The sequence below is a fragment of the Winogradskyella sp. PE311 genome (genome assembly GCF_046545555.1).
Classification (GTDB): domain Bacteria; phylum Bacteroidota; class Bacteroidia; order Flavobacteriales; family Flavobacteriaceae; genus Winogradskyella.
Map to the genome: position 1 here is coordinate 583,182 of NZ_JBHZTH010000001.1, position 18,203 is coordinate 601,384.

The 18,203-nt window shown below is 32.3% G+C and carries 16 protein-coding genes; 3 read left to right on the forward strand and 13 right to left on the reverse strand.

The window, feature by feature from the left end; genetic code table 11:
• Positions 1-28 precede the first annotated feature (28 nt).
• From ACFWU4_RS02540 to hemA, 12 genes are all read right to left on the reverse strand, one after another.
• The gene (locus tag ACFWU4_RS02540; RefSeq protein ID WP_411124553.1) at positions 29-1,177 is read right to left on the reverse strand and encodes a serine hydrolase domain-containing protein; all 1,149 of its coding nucleotides are present in this window, start codon (positions 1,175-1,177) and stop codon (positions 29-31) included.
• A gap of 16 nt (positions 1,178-1,193) precedes the next feature.
• Positions 1,194-1,712 (reverse strand): DUF4442 domain-containing protein, encoded by a 519-nt coding sequence (locus tag ACFWU4_RS02545; protein WP_411124555.1) that lies wholly within the window; start codon positions 1,710-1,712, stop codon positions 1,194-1,196.
• A complete protein-coding gene (locus ACFWU4_RS02550) occupies positions 1,712-2,185 on the reverse strand; it encodes a methylated-DNA--[protein]-cysteine S-methyltransferase (protein WP_411124557.1) in 474 nt (157 codons plus the stop codon). The genes ACFWU4_RS02545 and ACFWU4_RS02550 overlap by 1 nt, the downstream gene beginning before the upstream one ends.
• Before the next feature lie 3 nt (positions 2,186-2,188).
• The gene (locus tag ACFWU4_RS02555) at positions 2,189-3,313 is read right to left on the reverse strand and encodes a CNNM domain-containing protein (protein ID WP_411124559.1); all 1,125 of its coding nucleotides are present in this window, start codon (positions 3,311-3,313) and stop codon (positions 2,189-2,191) included.
• Between the two features lie 53 nt (positions 3,314-3,366).
• Positions 3,367-3,753 carry a c-type cytochrome gene (locus ACFWU4_RS02560; RefSeq protein ID WP_411124561.1) on the reverse strand — a complete coding sequence of 129 codons (387 nt, stop codon included), beginning with the start codon at positions 3,751-3,753 and terminating at the stop codon, positions 3,367-3,369.
• Positions 3,754-3,755: 2 nt separating this feature from the next.
• Positions 3,756-4,745, reverse strand: a complete 990-nt coding sequence (gene hemB / locus ACFWU4_RS02565) for a porphobilinogen synthase (protein ID WP_411124563.1) — start codon at positions 4,743-4,745, stop codon at positions 3,756-3,758.
• Between the two features lies 1 nt (position 4,746).
• On the reverse strand, positions 4,747-5,649 hold the full coding sequence (gene hemF, locus ACFWU4_RS02570; protein WP_411124565.1) for an oxygen-dependent coproporphyrinogen oxidase: 903 nt from the start codon (positions 5,647-5,649) through the stop codon (positions 4,747-4,749).
• A 3-nt stretch (positions 5,650-5,652) separates the two neighbouring features.
• Entirely contained in the window at positions 5,653-6,189 is a 537-nt protein-coding gene (locus ACFWU4_RS02575; protein WP_411124567.1) for a GNAT family N-acetyltransferase, read from the reverse strand.
• A gap of 3 nt (positions 6,190-6,192) precedes the next feature.
• The gene (locus ACFWU4_RS02580; RefSeq protein ID WP_411124569.1) at positions 6,193-6,972 is read right to left on the reverse strand and encodes an EI24 domain-containing protein; all 780 of its coding nucleotides are present in this window, start codon (positions 6,970-6,972) and stop codon (positions 6,193-6,195) included.
• Positions 6,973-7,053: 81 nt separating this feature from the next.
• Positions 7,054-8,079 carry a uroporphyrinogen decarboxylase gene (gene hemE / locus ACFWU4_RS02585; protein ID WP_411124571.1) on the reverse strand — a complete coding sequence of 342 codons (1,026 nt, stop codon included), beginning with the start codon at positions 8,077-8,079 and terminating at the stop codon, positions 7,054-7,056.
• Between the two features lie 2 nt (positions 8,080-8,081).
• Positions 8,082-9,662: a hydroxymethylbilane synthase gene (hemC, locus tag ACFWU4_RS02590; protein ID WP_411124573.1), complete on the reverse strand. Its 1,581-nt coding sequence runs from the start codon at positions 9,660-9,662 to the stop codon at positions 8,082-8,084.
• Complete coding sequence (gene hemA, locus ACFWU4_RS02595) at positions 9,655-10,905, reverse strand: glutamyl-tRNA reductase (RefSeq protein ID WP_411124575.1); 1,251 nt, start codon at positions 10,903-10,905, stop codon at positions 9,655-9,657. The genes hemC and hemA overlap by 8 nt, the downstream gene beginning before the upstream one ends.
• Positions 10,906-11,129: 224 nt before the next feature.
• Between hemA and ACFWU4_RS02600 the strand changes: the two genes are divergently transcribed.
• Positions 11,130-12,029 (forward strand): helix-turn-helix transcriptional regulator, encoded by a 900-nt coding sequence (locus ACFWU4_RS02600; protein WP_411124577.1) that lies wholly within the window; start codon positions 11,130-11,132, stop codon positions 12,027-12,029.
• Here ACFWU4_RS02600 and ACFWU4_RS02605 read toward each other — a convergent pair.
• Positions 12,026-15,547 carry a TraB/GumN family protein gene (locus ACFWU4_RS02605; RefSeq protein WP_411124579.1) on the reverse strand — a complete coding sequence of 1,174 codons (3,522 nt, stop codon included), beginning with the start codon at positions 15,545-15,547 and terminating at the stop codon, positions 12,026-12,028. The two genes, ACFWU4_RS02600 and ACFWU4_RS02605, sit on opposite strands and share 4 nt — an antisense overlap.
• 247 nt (positions 15,548-15,794) lie before the next feature.
• Here ACFWU4_RS02605 and hemH point away from each other — a divergent pair, with 247 nt between their 5' ends.
• Together hemH and ACFWU4_RS02615 are read left to right on the forward strand one after the other, a co-directional pair.
• Positions 15,795-16,832: a ferrochelatase gene (gene hemH / locus ACFWU4_RS02610; RefSeq protein WP_411124581.1), complete on the forward strand. Its 1,038-nt coding sequence runs from the start codon at positions 15,795-15,797 to the stop codon at positions 16,830-16,832.
• Positions 16,832-18,187, forward strand: a complete 1,356-nt coding sequence (locus tag ACFWU4_RS02615) for an MATE family efflux transporter (RefSeq protein WP_411124583.1) — start codon at positions 16,832-16,834, stop codon at positions 18,185-18,187. Before hemH ends, ACFWU4_RS02615 begins: the two co-directional genes overlap by 1 nt.
• The last annotated feature ends 16 nt before the right edge of the window (positions 18,188-18,203 follow it).

Sequence of the window (18,203 nt, forward strand, 5' to 3'; positions counted from 1 at the left end):
GAAGGCAGAAATCTTTTTAAATTAAATTCTATTTCTCCATCATTTCGTATGCTTCATCAATAAAAGTATAAAAATCTGGTGAATGGGCATCACCCGTTGCTTTAGCAATAGAATGCCCTAAGCGTACAACAATTAAATCATCTTCTGGGATAACAATTACCAATTGCCCTAGATGCCCACGCATATAAAAGATATCTTTATCTGCATGATTAGCTAACCACCAACCATAGCCATACATTGGTCCATCATTAAATCGTGGTTTTACAGATTTTGCGATAAATGTAGAGTCTAATATTTGTTTACCGTTCCATTTGCCATGATTCTTAAATAATTTACCATAACGTGCAAAATCCTTAGCGTTACTAGCTATGCAACAATAGGCTTTTACTAAATCATGATCTTCGCTATCTACTTGCCATAGTGTTGTGTTTTCTGACCCTAATGGTTTCCAAAAACTGTTTTCAAAATAATTATAGATTTTTTTACCACTTGCTTTCTCAATAACCATAGCCAGCATTTGTGTATCTCCACTTGCATATTTAAAACTTTTCCCTGGTTCTGTTTCCATTTTTAAGCCATTCATTACTTTAGCTAAATCGTCATCAAAATAAGCTCGTGTTGTTATTGATAATGGCGAGTAATAAGCTTCGTCCCAATTGGTTCCAGAACTCATACTCGACAAGTCACCAACCGTCATTTTTGCCGCTTTGTCTTCACAAAATGCAGGTAAAAAATCACAAACAGGTTGATCTAAACTTTTAATATAACCATCTTGTATGGCTTTTTGCATTAAGCCAGACACATAACTCTTAGCCATTGAAAAACTATTAGATTTAGAATCTTCATTAAAACCGTCGTAATAATTTTCAAACCAAATACTATCATTTTTTATAATGACGTAGGCAATGCTTCCAGATGCTTTATGTAGATCGCTTAATATTTCAGTCTCTTTAACGCTATTATAATTTTTATGGTTTGGCCAAGGTAGAGGTGTAGCAATATCAATTTTTTGATTATCAAATTCTTTATAATCTTCTAGATAAGCTGTAGTGTGTCCTTTCATATAGATAGTACGTACTGCTTTTATAAGATAATCAGTATCAGTTAAGTATAAAACTATAATTAGTAAACCGAAAAATATAATAATGAATTTGAAGAGTTTTTTTAGAAATTTCATTAGTGTCAATTATTAGTTATATGCTTTTACGCGCTTTAAGTTTTTCTTTATAAAAAGCCTTATCAGCTATATATACTGTCTTTTTAAAAGTAGCAATTATATTTTGCTTTTCGTCAACCAAACTCATGGTTTTGATAATATCAGTCTGATTTTTCTCTTTTATAGATTGCTTTATCGCTTTAATCTCTTCAGTAGAAAATATAAATTCACCATAAATTGTTGATTTTGCAGGTTTTCTATACCGCGCTTCAACGGCTTTATCCCAAACAACATAATCCTCACCAAGAATCTGAATTAACTGAATCATGTAAATAGGATCTGTAGCAGCTAACATACTTCCTCCAAAAATAGAACCTGCGTAATTTCGATTTTTCCAGTTGAGTTTTAGTCTAATTTTTACATAATACAGATCATCACTAACTTCAATTAGTTTTGCTGTGGTTCTCATGTACATTGGAGACCAATTAAACCCATATTTATAAATGGTAGATACCTTTATAAACCGTTTTAAAAAATCAGTACCAGCTTTATACATTAAAATAGGGATTGTTGTTTATACGGACTTTCATGCTCTAATAACCATTGTTTTCTGTGTAAACCACTAGCGTAGCCAGTTAAACTTCCATCACTGCCAATAACACGATGACAAGGTATAACAATCCAAAGCGGATTTTTACCATTTGCACTTGCAGCAGCCCTTATAGCTTTAACATCACCAAGCTGTTTAGATAAATCTAAATAGGAAATGGTTTTGCCGTAAGGAATAGTTTTAAGTTGTTCCCAAACTTTTTTTTGAAAATCTGTGCCTTGTGGATTAAGTTTTAGATCAAAATCTTTTCTAGTACCATCAAAGTATTCTTGAACTTGTATTGCACAATCTTTAAGAACTGATGGAATATTATCTGTTAATTTTTCTTCAGAATTTAATACAGCCACCTTCATAATACCATTCTTATCACCACTAATTTCAGTGAAGCCTAAGGGTGATTTAATGATGCAATTTTCCAATAATTATTCGTTTTCTTCTGAAGGAGAATCATCAAAAATTCCTAACTTTTTTGCTCTGGCCTCCCAACTTTTTCGAGCCATATATTGAAGATCTGAAACGTTGTCGCTCTCATCCATTATTTCTAGACCAAGAAGTGTCTCTATTACGTCTTCCATAGTTACTAAACCACTTACAGATCCGTACTCATCAACAACAAGAGCCATATGATTGCGGCTTTCAACCAACTGTTCAAATAATTTAGGAATAGGTAAATCGCGCTCCACTACGATTATATTTCTTTTAAGTTCCACTAATTTTTTAGAACCATTATCTAAAGCCATTTCTTTAAAAACCTCACCTTTTAAAACAAGGCCTTTTATATTATCTGAATTATCTAAATAAATAGGAATTCTAGAGAAACGTAGATTCATATTTTTTTTAAAAAACTCTTCAACAGTCATATTTTCATCTTCAGCTTTCATAACCGTTCGTGGCGTCATTACATCTTTTGCGAAGACTTCTTTAAATGTTAAAAGATTTTTAATAATCTTACTTTCGTTTTCTTCAAAAACACCTTCTTCTTCAGCAATTTCGGTCATAGCAACAAAACCTTCTCTACTTAAAACACTACCATGACCTTTACCACCAATTAACTTAGTTGTAAGTTGAAGTATCCATAATATACCTGTCCATTTTAAAGGGAAGATTAATACGTTTAGTGCTTTAGTTGTAAAATTTGCTAGTTGTCTCCAAAAGGTTGCTCCTATAGTTTTTGGGATTATTTCTGAAGCTACCAAAATAAGAATTGTCATAAGTGTTGAAACGACACCTACCATAAGATCTTCTGTAAATTCAAAACCAAGTATTGTACGCTTAGTGCTACCATAAAGTTCTGTGTAAGCTACTTTTGCTTGTACACCAACTAATATTGCACCAACAGTATGTGCAATAGTATTAAGGGTGAGTATAGCAATTAAAGGACGATCTACATCTTTTTTTAATTCTTCTAAATCGTTTGCATAAGCCTTTCCCTCCTTCTTTTTAAGATTTAGAAATGTCGGAGTTATACTGAGAAGAACAGCTTCTAAAATGGAGCACAAGAATGAAAAGAAAATTGAAATGACGGCGTAAAAAATGAGTAAGCCCATTAACGGTATTGAAGTTTAGTTATTGCAATTTACAAAATAGAATTAGTAATTTTTTATTTTGAAATATATTTAAGGAGATTATATGTTTCTTTGGTGGTTAAATTCGGAAATTTTATACAGGCTGAGTTAAATGATTTATCAATAGATTTTAACCTTTCACCTTTAATTACAAAATGATTAAAACTAATAGAATCATATTTTTTTATTGCATTTAATAATGCTGGACCAGTCATAATTCTATTTAATTTATGACAGGCCGCACAATTTGCATTGAAGATTTGTTTTCCTTCTGAAGCCTTTTCAGTTAAATTTTGAGTTCCACAAAATGGTTCAAAATCTTTTACTCCACAAACTGGTTGCTTTAAGTTTTTAAAATGAATAAACAGAACACTTAAACCTCCAAAAATTAAAAATAATGATGTGAAGATAAAACGTTTCAATATTAGTGTATCAATTTAACTACATCCTTAGCGAAATAAGAAGCAATTATATTAGCACCAGCACGTTTTATAGAAGTTACTTGCTCCATCATAACGGCATCATGGTCTAACCACCCTTTTTCGGCAGCAGCTTTTAGCATTGCATATTCACCAGAAACTTGATAAACCGCAATAGGCACATCAAAATTATTTTTAATATCTCTGACGATATCGAGGTAACAAAGTCCAGGCTTTACCATAACAATATCAGCACCTTCATTAATATCCATTTCAGTTTCTCTAATGGCCTCGTCTCTGTTAGCAAAGTCCATTTGATACGTTTTCTTGTCTTTAGGAATATCAACCATATTAACAGGAGCAGAATCTAAAGCATCTCTAAAAGGGCCATAAAATGCAGAGGCATATTTTGCAGAGTAACTCATAATGCCAGTATCAATAAAATTCGATTGGTCCAAAGCTTCTCTTATGCCTAAAATTCTGCCATCCATCATATCGCTAGGTGCCACAAAATTGGCTCCGGCTTCGGCATGGGAAATACTCATTTCGGCTAAAACTTCTACTGTGGTATCATTTATTATTTTTCCGCCTTCAACAATACCATCGTGTCCGTAAGCAGAAAATGGATCTAGCGCTACGTCTGTCATTACTAACATCTCTGGACAAATATTTTTAACCGTTTTAATAGCACGTTGCATTAATCCGTTAGGATTTAAAGCTTCGGTTCCCTTATTATCTTTAAGAGCATCTTCTACTTTCACAAAAAGTAAGACTGATTTTAAGCCTAAGCTCCAAAGTGTTTTTACTTCGTCTTTGAGTAAGTCTAAACTAAAACGATAATAGTTTGGCATCGACGCAATTTCTTCTTTTACACCTTTTCCTTCGACTATAAATAGCGGTACCAAAAAATCGTTTGGAGATATAGTGGTTTGTCTTACTAAACCTCTAATAGTTTCGTTGGTTCTAAGTCTTCTATTTCTTCTTATTGGAAACATATTATATCCAGTTTTTAGGTTCTTGTAATACTTCAATTAAGCGTTCTTCTTCACTTCCGGCTTCTGGTTGATGATCGTAAACCCATTGCACATGCGGTGGTAAACTCATTAAAATACTTTCAATTCTGCCGTTTGTTTTCAACCCGAATAACGTGCCTTTATCATGTACTAAATTAAACTCTACATAGCGTCCACGACGAATTTCTTGCCAGTTGCGTTGCTCTTGTGCGTATGGTAAGTCTTTTCGTTTTTCAACAATAGGAACGTATGCTTCTAAAAAACTATCTCCAACTTCTGTCACAAAATTATACCAGTTTTGCATGCTCATGTCGTCAGTTGCTTTACAATAGTCAAAAAATAAACCACCTAAACCACGACCTTCATTTCGGTGTGCATTGTAAAAGTACTCGTCGCAACGTGCCTTGTATTTTGGATAGAATTCTGAGTTATGTTTATCACAAGCCGTTTTACAGGTTTTGTGAAAATGTTTAGCGTCCTCGTCAAACAAATAATAAGGAGTTAAATCTTGCCCTCCACCAAACCACTGATCTACGATATTACCTTCTTTATCATACATTTCAAAGTATCTCCAATTGGCATGTACAGTTGGTACCATTGGGTTTTTAGGGTGCAAAACTAAACTTAAGCCGCAAGCAAAAAAATCGGCATCTTCTACACCAAAGTATTTTTGCATACTGTCCGGTAATTTTCCATGAACACCAGAAATATTGACACCTCCTTTTTCAAAAACAGCACCATTTTCAATAACGCGTGTTCTACCTCCACCACCTTCTGGACGTTTCCAAATGTCTTCTTGAAATTTTGCTTTATCATCAATAAGCTCAAGCCTTGAAGTTATGGTATCTTGTAGTTGATGTATATATTTAAAGAATTTGTCTTTCAAAGCTTACTTTTTGTATAATTCGTATAATTCCATATCTAAAGGCTGTTCATTTGGTGGTGTATATTCATTCAGTAAGGTTTTTCGCCATTGAAAATTGTTATTGACTGCAACTTTGACACTTCCTAAATTATTTTTATGTGAAATTATTTGAAGTACTTCTACCCCTAGATTCTTAAATGCATGCTTTGATAATTCACTGACTGCTTTGGAGGTTAATCCTTGTCCTTCAAAAGTATAACCAATACAATAAGCAAATTCACCTTGTTTTATATCCCAATCTAGTTCTTTGATATAAATGAGTCCAGCTAATTCTCTAGTTTCAGAATGCTTTAGAGTAAATAGAAACTCTTCTTTATTGTTAAATTGTTTTACCTTTTTGTCTACAAAGAATTGTGATAAGGTAGGATTTAAGTTTTGTTCTAATGTTTTTGGAAAATAACGTTTAAAACGATCTGCATTAGAAACACAGAAGTTGCATATTTTCCATGCATCTCCATTATGGATAGGGCTTATTTGGAAACCGTTAAACTGCGCTACCATATATTATGCATTAAGTTTTTCAAATGGCTCAAAGCCAATAGTCCCATCATCATCAAAAAGTAAATCAACTGCAATTACCGATGCTGAAGTCACCGATAGTGGTAAGACGAGAACTACACCAACTACAGGGATAAATAATAAAAGTAAGAATCCAATGCCATTACCTATAGCTAAACCTCTGTTTTTTCTGATAAAACTTACACTTTCTTTATACGTAAAATGACGCTCAAGAGTATAATCCATATTTCCAAAACCAGCATAGTATGCTTGCACTAAAAATAGTAATGCTGTAGAGAAGATATTTACAACGGGAATAAAGTTTAGTAGTAAGATTGGAATAGTGAACAATAATTCTTGCGATAAGTTTCTTAAACTTAATCTCACACCTCGCAGTAACTGTTTAGTAAAAGTTGAATTTGTGTAATTCGTAGTTGGTTGACCTGTATAATAGGCTTCAATCTTTTCTGAAACAGGACTCATGAATGGCGTGGATAATGCCATAATAATATGTTTAAATAGGAAAACTCCAATAAAGAAAATGGCTATAGCAGCTATAATTGTCGAAATAAATATAAAGGTAGATTTTCCCCAATCCCAGACCCAAATGCCAGCTATCCACTCACCTAAATTATCAGAGAGACCATAAGCCGACACAAAAATTAAGACAAAAACAACAAAGCTTATAAGCATAGGTATTACAAAATACTTCCATAATTTCAATTTTGAAATTAAGGCATATGCACCTGTATAAACTTGAAGTCCTTTGAGTATATTTTGAATCATTTTTTTGTTTTTAATTAATAAACATCTTCTATTAAACAAGACGTATTAATTTCCTTTCTGTTACGCGAAAAGTTAAACAATTTAAGCCTCGTATTCCTTTACAGCGTCAATAAATGCCTTGGCATTATCTAAACCAATATTGGGTAAAATACCATGACCTAAATTTACGATGTATTTATCTTTTCCAAATTCATTTATCATTTGATGCACCATCTTTTTAATTTCTGAAGGTGGTGAGAATAAACGTGTAGGATCAAAATTACCTTGTAATGTAATATTGCCACCTGTTAAATAACGTGCGTTACGCGCAGAGCACGTCCAGTCTACACCCAATGCAGAAGCGCCAGATTTTGCCATATCACTAAGTGCGAACCAACAACCCTTGCCAAATGCAATTACTGGAGTTTCATCTTTTAAAGCATCAATAATTTGCTGAATGTACTGCCAAGAAAACTCTTGATAATCTACTGGTGATAACATACCTCCCCAAGAATCAAAAACCTGTACCGCGTTAACACCTGCTTTTACTTTTTCTTTTAAATAAGCAATAGTTGTATCTGTAATCTTTTGTAGTAACTGATGTGCAGCAATAGGATTTGTAAAACAAAATTCTTTTGCTTTATCAAAGTTTTTAGAGCCTTGCCCTTGCACACAATAACATAAAATTGTCCATGGAGAGCCAGCAAAACCAATTAACGGAATCTCATTATTAAGTTTTTCTTTAGTGGCTTTTATGGCTTCATAAACATAGCTTAGTTCTTGTTTTACATCTGGTACAATAACATTATCAACATCTTTTTGAGAACGCACAGGATTTGGGAGATAAGGTCCAAAATTAGGTTTCATCTGTACCTCAATGTTCATGGCTTGCGGAATCACTAAAATATCGCAAAACAAAATTGCAGCATCCATACCGTAACGACGAATAGGTTGTACTGTGATTTCACTTGCTAATTCTGGTGTTTGGCAACGTGTAAAGAAATCATATTTCTTTTTAATTTCCATAAACTCAGGTAAGTATCTACCTGCTTGTCGCATCATCCATACTGGTGGACGGTCTACAGTTTCTCCTTTTAATGCTCTTAAAAATAAATCGTTTTTAATCATATCTAAACGTAATGTTCGTTCACCAACTCTATGACACTCTCAACAGTTGGCACTCTTGCAATTCTAACATCTTCAAAATATTGTTTTGCCACCTTGGCAGTGGTTTCACCAATACAAAAAGCAATGCCATTGGCTTTATTTTGCTTCAAAAAACTATCTACAGTAGAAGGACTATAGAATAGTACACCATCTAGATTACCTTCAATTTTATCTGCATCAAACTTTGTTTGATAGGCTTCAACTTCATTTACTGTAATATTATTTTCAGTTAATATATTTGGTAAATCGTCTAGTCTTAAATCACTACAGAAGTAGGTAACCTCTGTGCCATCAATATATTCGACTAAGTATTCAGCAAGCTTTTTAGCATTCGCTTCTGTATGTTTTACTTTACCAATTCGTTTTTCAACCATACGCTTTGTTCTTCGGCCTACACAATAAATATCTTTAAATTGTAATTCTGGCGCAGAAAAATTAGTTAATAAAGCTTCAACAGCATTTTTACTGGTAATAATTACATTTTTAATTTCATTTCTAATTAAACTTTTAGACAACCGATTTAAGCTAATTTTTATGGCATCATTACTTTCTGAAACGACATTATTATGAAATAAAAGCCGTTGATCGTCAGTTAGTTTTTTAGTGGAATAAATATTTGTAGTTTTATCACTTCTTTGCAGCTGATCTATTAAAGTTTTACCACCTTTTTCGATAATGTAATCTGCAGCAAGTTTCGCTAATTCGTCTTTTTTATCTAATGCTACAACCTTAGTATATTCTATTTTTTTTGTCCCATCTTTACTTAGAAGAACACCCTTAAAGTTGACCTCTTCTTCCTTATTGATATAACAAATAGCACCGATTGGTGCAGTACAGCCTCCTTCGAGACGATTTAGAAATTCGCGCTCTATTGATGTACAAATTTCACTTACTTCGTCATTGATTTCTGCACAAATAGCTCTAGTTTCTTCGTCAGCTTCTAAAGCAGTAATCATTATTGCTCCTTGTGCAGGTGCGGGAATCATCCAATGAAGATTTATTGACGTTTCTGGTGTAATATTTAATCTACCTAAACCAGCTCCAGCAAAAATAGCTGCATTCCAATCTTCATTATTTTCAAGCTTTTCTAGTCTAGAGTTGACGTTACCTCTAAGTCCTACAATAGTATGTGTTGGATAACGATTTAACCATTGTGCACGACGCCTTAAACTGCCTGTAGCAATAATTGCATCTCTGGCAGATAAAAACTCTTCATTCTTTTTGTAAACAAGGGTGTCATTAATATTTCCGCGTTTTAAAACAGCGGCTTGCACAATACCTTTTGGTAATACAGTAGGAACGTCTTTAAGTGAATGTACTGCAATATCGATATCCTCGTTAAGCATTGCAATATCCAATGTTTTTGTAAAAATACCTGTAATACCTAATTCGTATAATGGTTTATCAAGAACTAAATCTCCTGTAGATTTTACAGGTACTAAAACGGTTTTATGCCCTAAATGCTCAAGTTGAGATTGAACCGTTTTTGCTTGCCACATAGCGAGCTGGCTGTCGCGTGTGCCAATGCGAATAAGTTTAGACATTATCTGTAGTTTCTAACTGAAATATTTTTTTGATGAGCTCTATACTTTCATCAGATGAGTTGCTATCTTCCCTTAAGTGATGAGCAAATTGATTTGTTATTTTCTGAATGAGATTATTTGTAATTAGCTCAGCCTGATCTTCATTGAAATCGGACATTTTTTTACGTTGAGCATTAAATTCAGAGTTTTTATAATCCGTTAACTTGTGCTTTATGGCTTGTATTGTTGGTACAAATTTACGCGTATCTAACCAAGCGTTAAACTCTGATTTAATTGCTTCAATAATTGACTCGGCTTCTGGAACAAAAGCTTTACGTTTTTCTAAAGTATCATCTGTAATTTTTGCTAAATCATCTAAATGTACTAAAGTTATATTTGTATGATCTCTAATATCTTCATTTACATTCTTAGGGATTGATAAATCTAGAATTAAAAGAGGCTTATTGGTAGAAATCAAAGATTTATAGACAGTAGGGTTTTCTGCACCAGTAGCCACTATTACAATATCTGATCTGTTAATTTCATTTTCTAGATTCTCATAATCTTTAACAATGAGATTAAATTTACCAGCAACTTCTTCTGCTTTAGTTTTTGTTCTATTAATTAATGTGATATGCGGATTCTTAGTATGTTTTACTAAGTTTTCACAAGTGTTTCTTCCGATTTTTCCAGTTCCGAATAGTAAAATATTTTTTTCAGAAATATCCTGAATAGTGTTCATGATATATTGCACAGAAGCAAAGGATACAGAAGTTGCACCAGAAGATAATTCTGTTTCTGTTTTTATGCGCTTACTTGCTTGTATAACAGCATTAACTAGTCGTTCGGAAAATGAATTTAATAAATTTTCTTTTTTTGAAGCTCTCGCACCAAATTTGAGTTGACTTATAATTTCAAAGTCACCAAGGATTTGACTATCTAAGCCAGAGCCTACTCTAAACATATGATTTATAGCATCATTGTTTTTATGGACATAAGCTACTTCTTGAAACGCTTCAACAGTCCCTTTTGTGTTTTCACAAAGTAAATGAATGAGTTGATAAGGATGCTCTGCGAAACCATAAAGTTCGGTTCTGTTGCAAGTAGAAACCACTAAAACACTTTCTATGCCATTTTGCTTTGCTTGGGCTAAAAGGTTTTTTTTTGCAGTATCACTTAAACTAAAATGTCCACGTACCTCTGCGTCTGCCTTTTTATAACTTAGACCAATTGCATAAAAGTATGTGCTTTTGTTTTGTTTCATTCTGTTATATAACAACTAGTTGTTATTTAATCCTGATATTAATTTTAAATAGCGGAACAAAAATAATTCTGTTACTCATAAAAAAGTAACGCTAGAAGAACATAAAGTATCGTTTCTGGTTTTTTAAGATTAAATTTTATAAAAATATGATTTATATCATATTTTTACAGTAAAATCAAGGGGTTTTTAACCTTTTGTTTAGAACGAATCTAAATAAGAATAAAATGAATATTGAAAAAAAGACTCAAAAAAGTATCGCTAAAGGTACTTTTGATGAAACTTTTATAGAAGAAGGCTTTTTTGTTTTAACACGGAAAAATGATAAAGATGCGATTGAAACTTTAGAACGAGAAATAGATAGTAGTTATATTCAATTTCATTTTTGCACTAAAGGATCTGGAGCTTTTGTTTTTAACCAGGGAAATTACAATTTAGCAATCAATGAAGACACCTCATTATTATTATACAATCCTCAGCGCGATTTACCTATTCATTTAGAGTTACAACCACATTCTTGGTTAATCTCGTTAGCTATATCCATTAAAAAATTTCATGGATTATTTTCTCGTGACGCAAATTATGTGACATTTTTAACGGATGAGAATAAAAACAAAAAGTATTACACCGACGGTAAAATAAATCCCTCAATGGCAGTAGTTTTAAATCAGTTAATTAGTTTTAATCTCAATAACTCTATAAAGTCGCTCTATTTTAAGGGAAAGGTCTATGAGTTATTAAGTTTATACTTTAATCGCAGTGAAGAGGCAGATATTGAGCAATGTCCGTTTTTAGTAGATGAGGTAAATGTTGCTAAGTTAAAGAAGGCTAAAGATATTATTATTGCTAATATGGCTGAGCCACCAACATTACAAGAACTCTCAGAAGCTATAGGTTTGAGCTTAAAGAAACTCAAAGAAGGTTTTAAACAAATTTACGGAGACACAGTTTATAGCTTCTTATTTGATTATAAGATGGAGGTGGCGCGCAAACTTTTAGAGTCTGGTGACCATAATGTTAATGAGGTTGGTCTTAAAGTAGGCTATAGCACTTCTAGCCATTTTATAGCAGCTTTTAAAAAGAAATTTGGAACTACACCTAAGAAGTATATTATGGGTTCAAGTTAATAATCATAATAATCTCCACTGGGTCTACTCGGAGTTACCCGTTTTCTGTCTTTGTAAATCGCTAAATTAATAATCTCGTTATATTGTTCTTCTAGTGTTTTTGTTTTATCAATTGGTGTCCCATAATTTTGAGATCTATTATAAACTTTAACCACAATCTGTTCAGGATCTTTTGGTTTTAAGAATGATATGTAATGGAGTATTTCGGTTTTACCAGAGTAGTCATCATCCTTAGTTACTTTATAAAAATACATATGAGCATTTTTGCCTTCATCTGTTACAAAGTCGCGCTTAAAAATAAATCTAATAGAGTCTTTTTCTTTTTCGTAACTAGAGTTAGATAACAATTTAGATTTTGCAAATTGTTGCTGATTAATATTTAAAGATGCTACATTTTTTAATAGATTAAATTTATTAAGTTTTTCTAAAAGTAAATACTGATTTTCTTCGTTATCGCGTATTTTTTCTTTTAATTTTTGTGGAATTTTTGCTTCGTTTTGTATCAATAAAACATAATAACTTACTAAAGCAATCTTATCATCTACATTTAATAATTTATCGAAAAAATCTTTTGCAATACGATCATTTTTATAAGGATAAATAAGTTTCACATAAGTAGAGAGGTCATTAGAATATGAGTTGTATCTATAGTTAGTTGCACTACCTAAATTTCGTTTTATCTCAATTTTACCATCATTAATAAGTTGATTTTTGTATTTACTATACACCTTGGTTTTAATGTGCCCACTGTCTTTTAATCTAGATAATAAGCTGTAAATTGGATTCTTATATTCGGTTATAGTGCTGTACTGCAATAGTTTAGGAAATAAGGTTGTTTTTAATTTTAAAGAATCTCTTTTATAGTAGGTATAGAAAATATTACCTACTCGACCTAAAGGTAAATCTCGTTCCATAAGGTCTAAGGCTATATTATAGTTGTCTTTTTGATTAGAGTTAAGTAAACCTTCTAAAATAGCAATCTGTGTTTGAGGATCAGAATAACTATCATAATATAATTGTTTTATAAATTCTAAATGACGCTTTAAATCTATTTTGATAAGCTCTTCGACCAGATGTGATTTAATTTTTAACCGTTCTTTTTCAAATTTATGATCTTTTAAAACAGAAATAATATCGTCAGTATTTGATTTTTTAAACTTAATAAGATTATAGGATTCTAAAACAATACTATCATTAGCTTTTAGAGCCTTAAAAAATAGTGTTGTTTTATCTTCAAGAACGTTTTTACCCATTAACGTATCTTTGGGAGTAAATGATTTATAAAATTCAGTTACAAATTTTGATGGACCAGTAATGGAGTCCGTTAAAGTCTTTAGTTCAAAAAGGACACCTTCTTTTAAAATATTTTTAACCATAACCTGTTTGGCACTGCCAGAATCTGTATAAGAAAAACTGTGATAATAAATACCATTTTTTGAAGTGGTTGAGCGATTAGAAATTTTAAACTTTTTACTAATTTTAGAATATTTAGTTGAGTAATTGACCTTACGTTCTTGTTTTTCCCATAAGCTATCAACGCTATGAAACATGTGAAGATCATGAAACTTTTTTCTGGTAACAACAATTTGTTCATTAGCCTTGGTGGTATAATTCGTTGTATTTGTCTTTTCTTGATAATCCTTTACATTTTTTCCATTATTGTAATTACCATTAGCGTATGGATTAGGTAATGGTGATTTTGTATTTGTTAGCACAGAAAAATGCAGGGATGTATCAATGATTTTTTTAAAACCATTATAGTTAGTAGTTCTAAACTTAAAGGATTTAAAAAAGTCTGTTTTTTCAGCTTCGCTTATGCCAACATATCCTAACAGATAATAACTACCATCTTTTACAATTGTTTTTAGATGTAGTTTTTTGTTAGATAGGGAATCTAGTATAGCGTAAGATTCATAGTTTTTATACAAGCCTCTTTTAAAGCTACCTTTTGCTTCTTTTAATTTATAGGCCTTATAAAGTGCGTGATGAAAATATTTAGCTTCAAAGCTATCTTCTTCAATGTAAGACATGTCATTTAATGCAGCTTCTTCTAAAAAATAATAAGCATCATTTTTATAACCCTCAACTAACTTTTTGCCACTGTTAGTCATATTACTTGTTGTGTAATATTCAGGAAAACTAACCTCAAATTTATTGTAAGGTGAAATGAACAATTTTTCTGAGTCTGAAGGCGATTTTAATTGTATCGAATTAAATATTTTGTCACCATGTTTTAGAACAAAATCACTACGGCCTGCAAATTTTATAACAATAATTTCCAAAGGTGTTTGGTAGATATGATATTTTTGAAATTCACCTTTCTTTGTTTTGTTAACGATACTTATACCAGGATATGGTGTTGTTAGTTCTTCTTTCTTAAGAATATCTCCAGGAATATCTTCATACAATAAGTGGTCAATATCCTTTAAAGTAATATTGTCTTTTTCATTTGGCAGATATGTAAAACGACTGATCCTATTAACGGTTAAATAGGCTCCATTCGTCATGTCTGGATCTAGGTAATATTTTTGAGCACCATATGAGAATTCTCGCAATTCGTCATAAGTATTTAATCCTAAAAATCCATCTGGTGTGTAATGCATTTTTAACTCTGGATTTACAAATAAACTGTCGAGTTTTAATTTTTGATTCTTACTGTAATCTGATTGTTTAGATGTTAATGATTTTACATTGTAACCGCGTTGGCGCAACATATTAATCATACCTTTATTACCAGGTAAATGTGCAGCACCAACACCAGCAAATACAGATTTACTAGGCATTAATTCTATCAGAGAATTCACCATATTTTCATTTCTAATAAATAGCATATGCTCTCTATAGAATTCTGTATTTGCACCTGCTCCAATAGAATCTAATAAATCGAGATTGCGATCGCGATATAAATTCTCCTGAATTAAATATGGATTTTCCTTTGCATATAGTTTTTGTAACCAAGGCTCTAGATCTTTCTTGTTCGCGTTATAAGCTGCTTTTGTGGTTAAATAACGCGACTCTGCTAAATCCTCTAGACCATAAATTTCTTTATTATTTTTCTTACCAGCTTGGTAAATAAACATATCTAAATATGTTTCTTCTTCAAAATTGTCTGAGGCATTATTTTTTCTATAAAGATAAGCATTTACAGCACCATTATCCATCCTAACCGATCCTCTAATCGCCATTTCTTCAGGATGGATTAACTTAAAAAGATTTGTGTAAAATTCATTTCTGTAATTATTATAATAAGACATTTCATTTAACATCATCTCATAATTAAAACCAGGCCAAGTCGTTGGATCAGACTCTAACGCTACGCAATCACTTGTATTTAATGCTTTATAGAAAACATCATCTAAACGAAAAGCTACTTTTTTACTAACATGCATTGTGCCATAGAGATAAGAAGGCTTTTCTAGATCGCTACCCGTTATTTCCCAAAGTAGACTTTGGTATTGTTGCTGAGCAAAACAAGTTATTGAAATCAGAAGTGTTAGGACTGTAAGATTTTTTCTCATATATATATTTTGTGAAACCAAGAATCTTTAATTAAACAAAGGACTTGTAAAGATATTTAAATACTTGAAACAGCCATGGTCATTCCTTAAAACTCGTTGAAGTTACTTATATAACAGATATTCCATAATAAAATTATAGAGTTTTAATAGAAAATAATTTCGCAATAGGCATATAAGTAAAACCTATATAAAGTTCAACAAAAATTACAGAATAGAGTTGTATTTTTGTTTTTCGAAAAAGAAAATTATGTCAAAAGGAATACTACTAGTCAACTTAGGGTCTCCGGATAGCCCAAACCCAAAGGATGTAAAAAAATATTTGGGTGAATTTTTGATGGATGAACGTGTAATTGATTTACCCTTAATTGCTAGAACACTTTTAGTTAAAGGTATAATTCTTAATACACGACCAAAACTTTCAGCAAAAGCCTATAAAAAAATATGGTGGGAAGACGGTTCGCCATTGATTGTACTTTCTGAAAGACTTCAAGAAAAAGTTCAGCAACAAGTAGATTATCCTGTTGCTTTAGCTATGCGTTATGGTAGCATGACCTTAAAAAAAGGCATACAAGAGTTAGTTGATAAAGGCTGCACTGAAATAAAGACAATCCCTCTATATCCGCAATTTGCAATGGCGACGACCGAAACCATTGATGTAAAAATTGATGAATTGGTAGCCGAATTTTTCCCACAAATTAAAATAACAAAGACTCCAGCGTTTTATAAACGTCAAGATTATATTGATGTGCTTTCTAAAAGTATAAGAGAAGTTTTAGAACAGTTAGATTACGAGCATATTCTATTCAGCTATCATGGTGTACCAGAACGCCATATTCGCAAAAGTGATATCACTAACGGAAACTGTAAAATGAATGGTAAATGCTGTTTTAAAAAGGGCAGTGAGCAACATGAGTTTTGTTATAGACATCAGTGCGAAATCACAACAGTTAATGTGGCTAAAAAATTAGGCCTTAAGAATGGCACATATTCTACGACCTTTCAATCGCGTTTAGGCTTCGATCCCTGGTTAAAACCGTACACGGATAGAACTATAGAGCGTATGGGAAAAGCAGGTACTAAAAAAATGGCCATTGTAACACCAGCTTTTGTAAGTGATTGTTTAGAGACTTTAGAAGAAATTGCCATGGAAGGTGAAGAAATTTTTCACGAAGTTGGTGGTAAAGAATTTACAGTCATTCCTTGTTTAAATGAGCGTGAGGATTTCGCTCAAGTGCTTAGTAATATCATAGAAGAATGGGCAACTAAAGAAACTCTAGCCGTTTAATGTCTAAGGTATCTTCACAAGATTTAGGACATCAACCCATTGGTAAATTACTGATTAAGCAAGCTGTACCAGCATCTATTGGTATTTTAGTTATGTCACTAAACATCCTAGTAGATACTATTTTTGTCGGCCAATGGATTGGGCCAACAGCAATTGCAGCCATAAATGTGGTGCTACCTGTTTCGTTTTTTATTGCCGCTTTAGGTATGGCAATTGGTATTGGAGGTTCTTCAATTATTTCTCGTGCCTTAGGTGCCGATAACCCTATAAAAGCCCTTAAAACGTTTGGTAACCAGATAACATTAACAGCAATTGTAACTATACTGTTTGTAGTTTTTGGACTTCTATATATAAATGACATTGTGCCAGCCTTTGGAGGTAAAGGCGCAATTTTTGAACCAGCTAGAACCTATTATAGAATTGTTTTATACGGAGTGCCTATCCTAGCATTTTGTATGATGGGAAATACAGTAATTAGAGCAGAAGGTAAGCCTAAATTTGCCATGTATGCTATGTTATTTCCTTCTGTAGGAAACCTTTTGTTAGATGTACTTTTTATTAAAGTCTTTGATTTTGGTATGGCAGGAGCTGCTTGGGCAACTACAGGTTCTTATCTGCTATGTTTCTTATTTATACTTTGGTTTTTCTTATCTAAAAATTCAGAATTAAAAATTGATATTAAACATTTTGGTTTAGATCTTCCTATTGTAAAAGAAATAGGTTCTTTAGGATTTGTGACTTTGGCGAGACAAGCTATTGTTAGTGTGACGTATTTGTTAATGAATAATATTTTATTCGATTTGGGTGGTGAAACATCAGTGACAGCATACGCTATTGTCGGACGCATGTTAATGTTTGCCTTATTTCCTGTTTACGGAATTACTCAAGGATTTCTGCCAATTGCTGGTTTTAATTATGGTGCAGAAAAGTATAAACGAGTTCGCGAAGTGATAACGACAGCCATAAAATATGGTATTTTATTGTGTGCTGTAATCTTTGTGTTTCTAATGATTTTTCCAGATGCAATCACTAAGCTTTTTACTCAAGATGCAGAAGTACTAAAAGAGACACCTTCTGCAATGCGTTGGGTTTTTGCTGCAACACCGATAATTGGGATTCAATTGATTGGTGCAGCGTATTTTCAAGCTATAGGTAAAGCAATACCTGCATTATTGTTGACCCTTTTACGTCAAGGTTTATTCTTTATTCCTTTAATATTTATTTTGCCTAAGTATTATGGCGCTTTAGGAGTTTGGATGGCGTTTCCGATTTCAGATGTATTAGCGACTATTGTTACTGCTTATTTCTTGCAACGTGAGGTAAAGTTAAATTTAATGACCAAGGCGGATAAATAATATTTAATCCGTAATT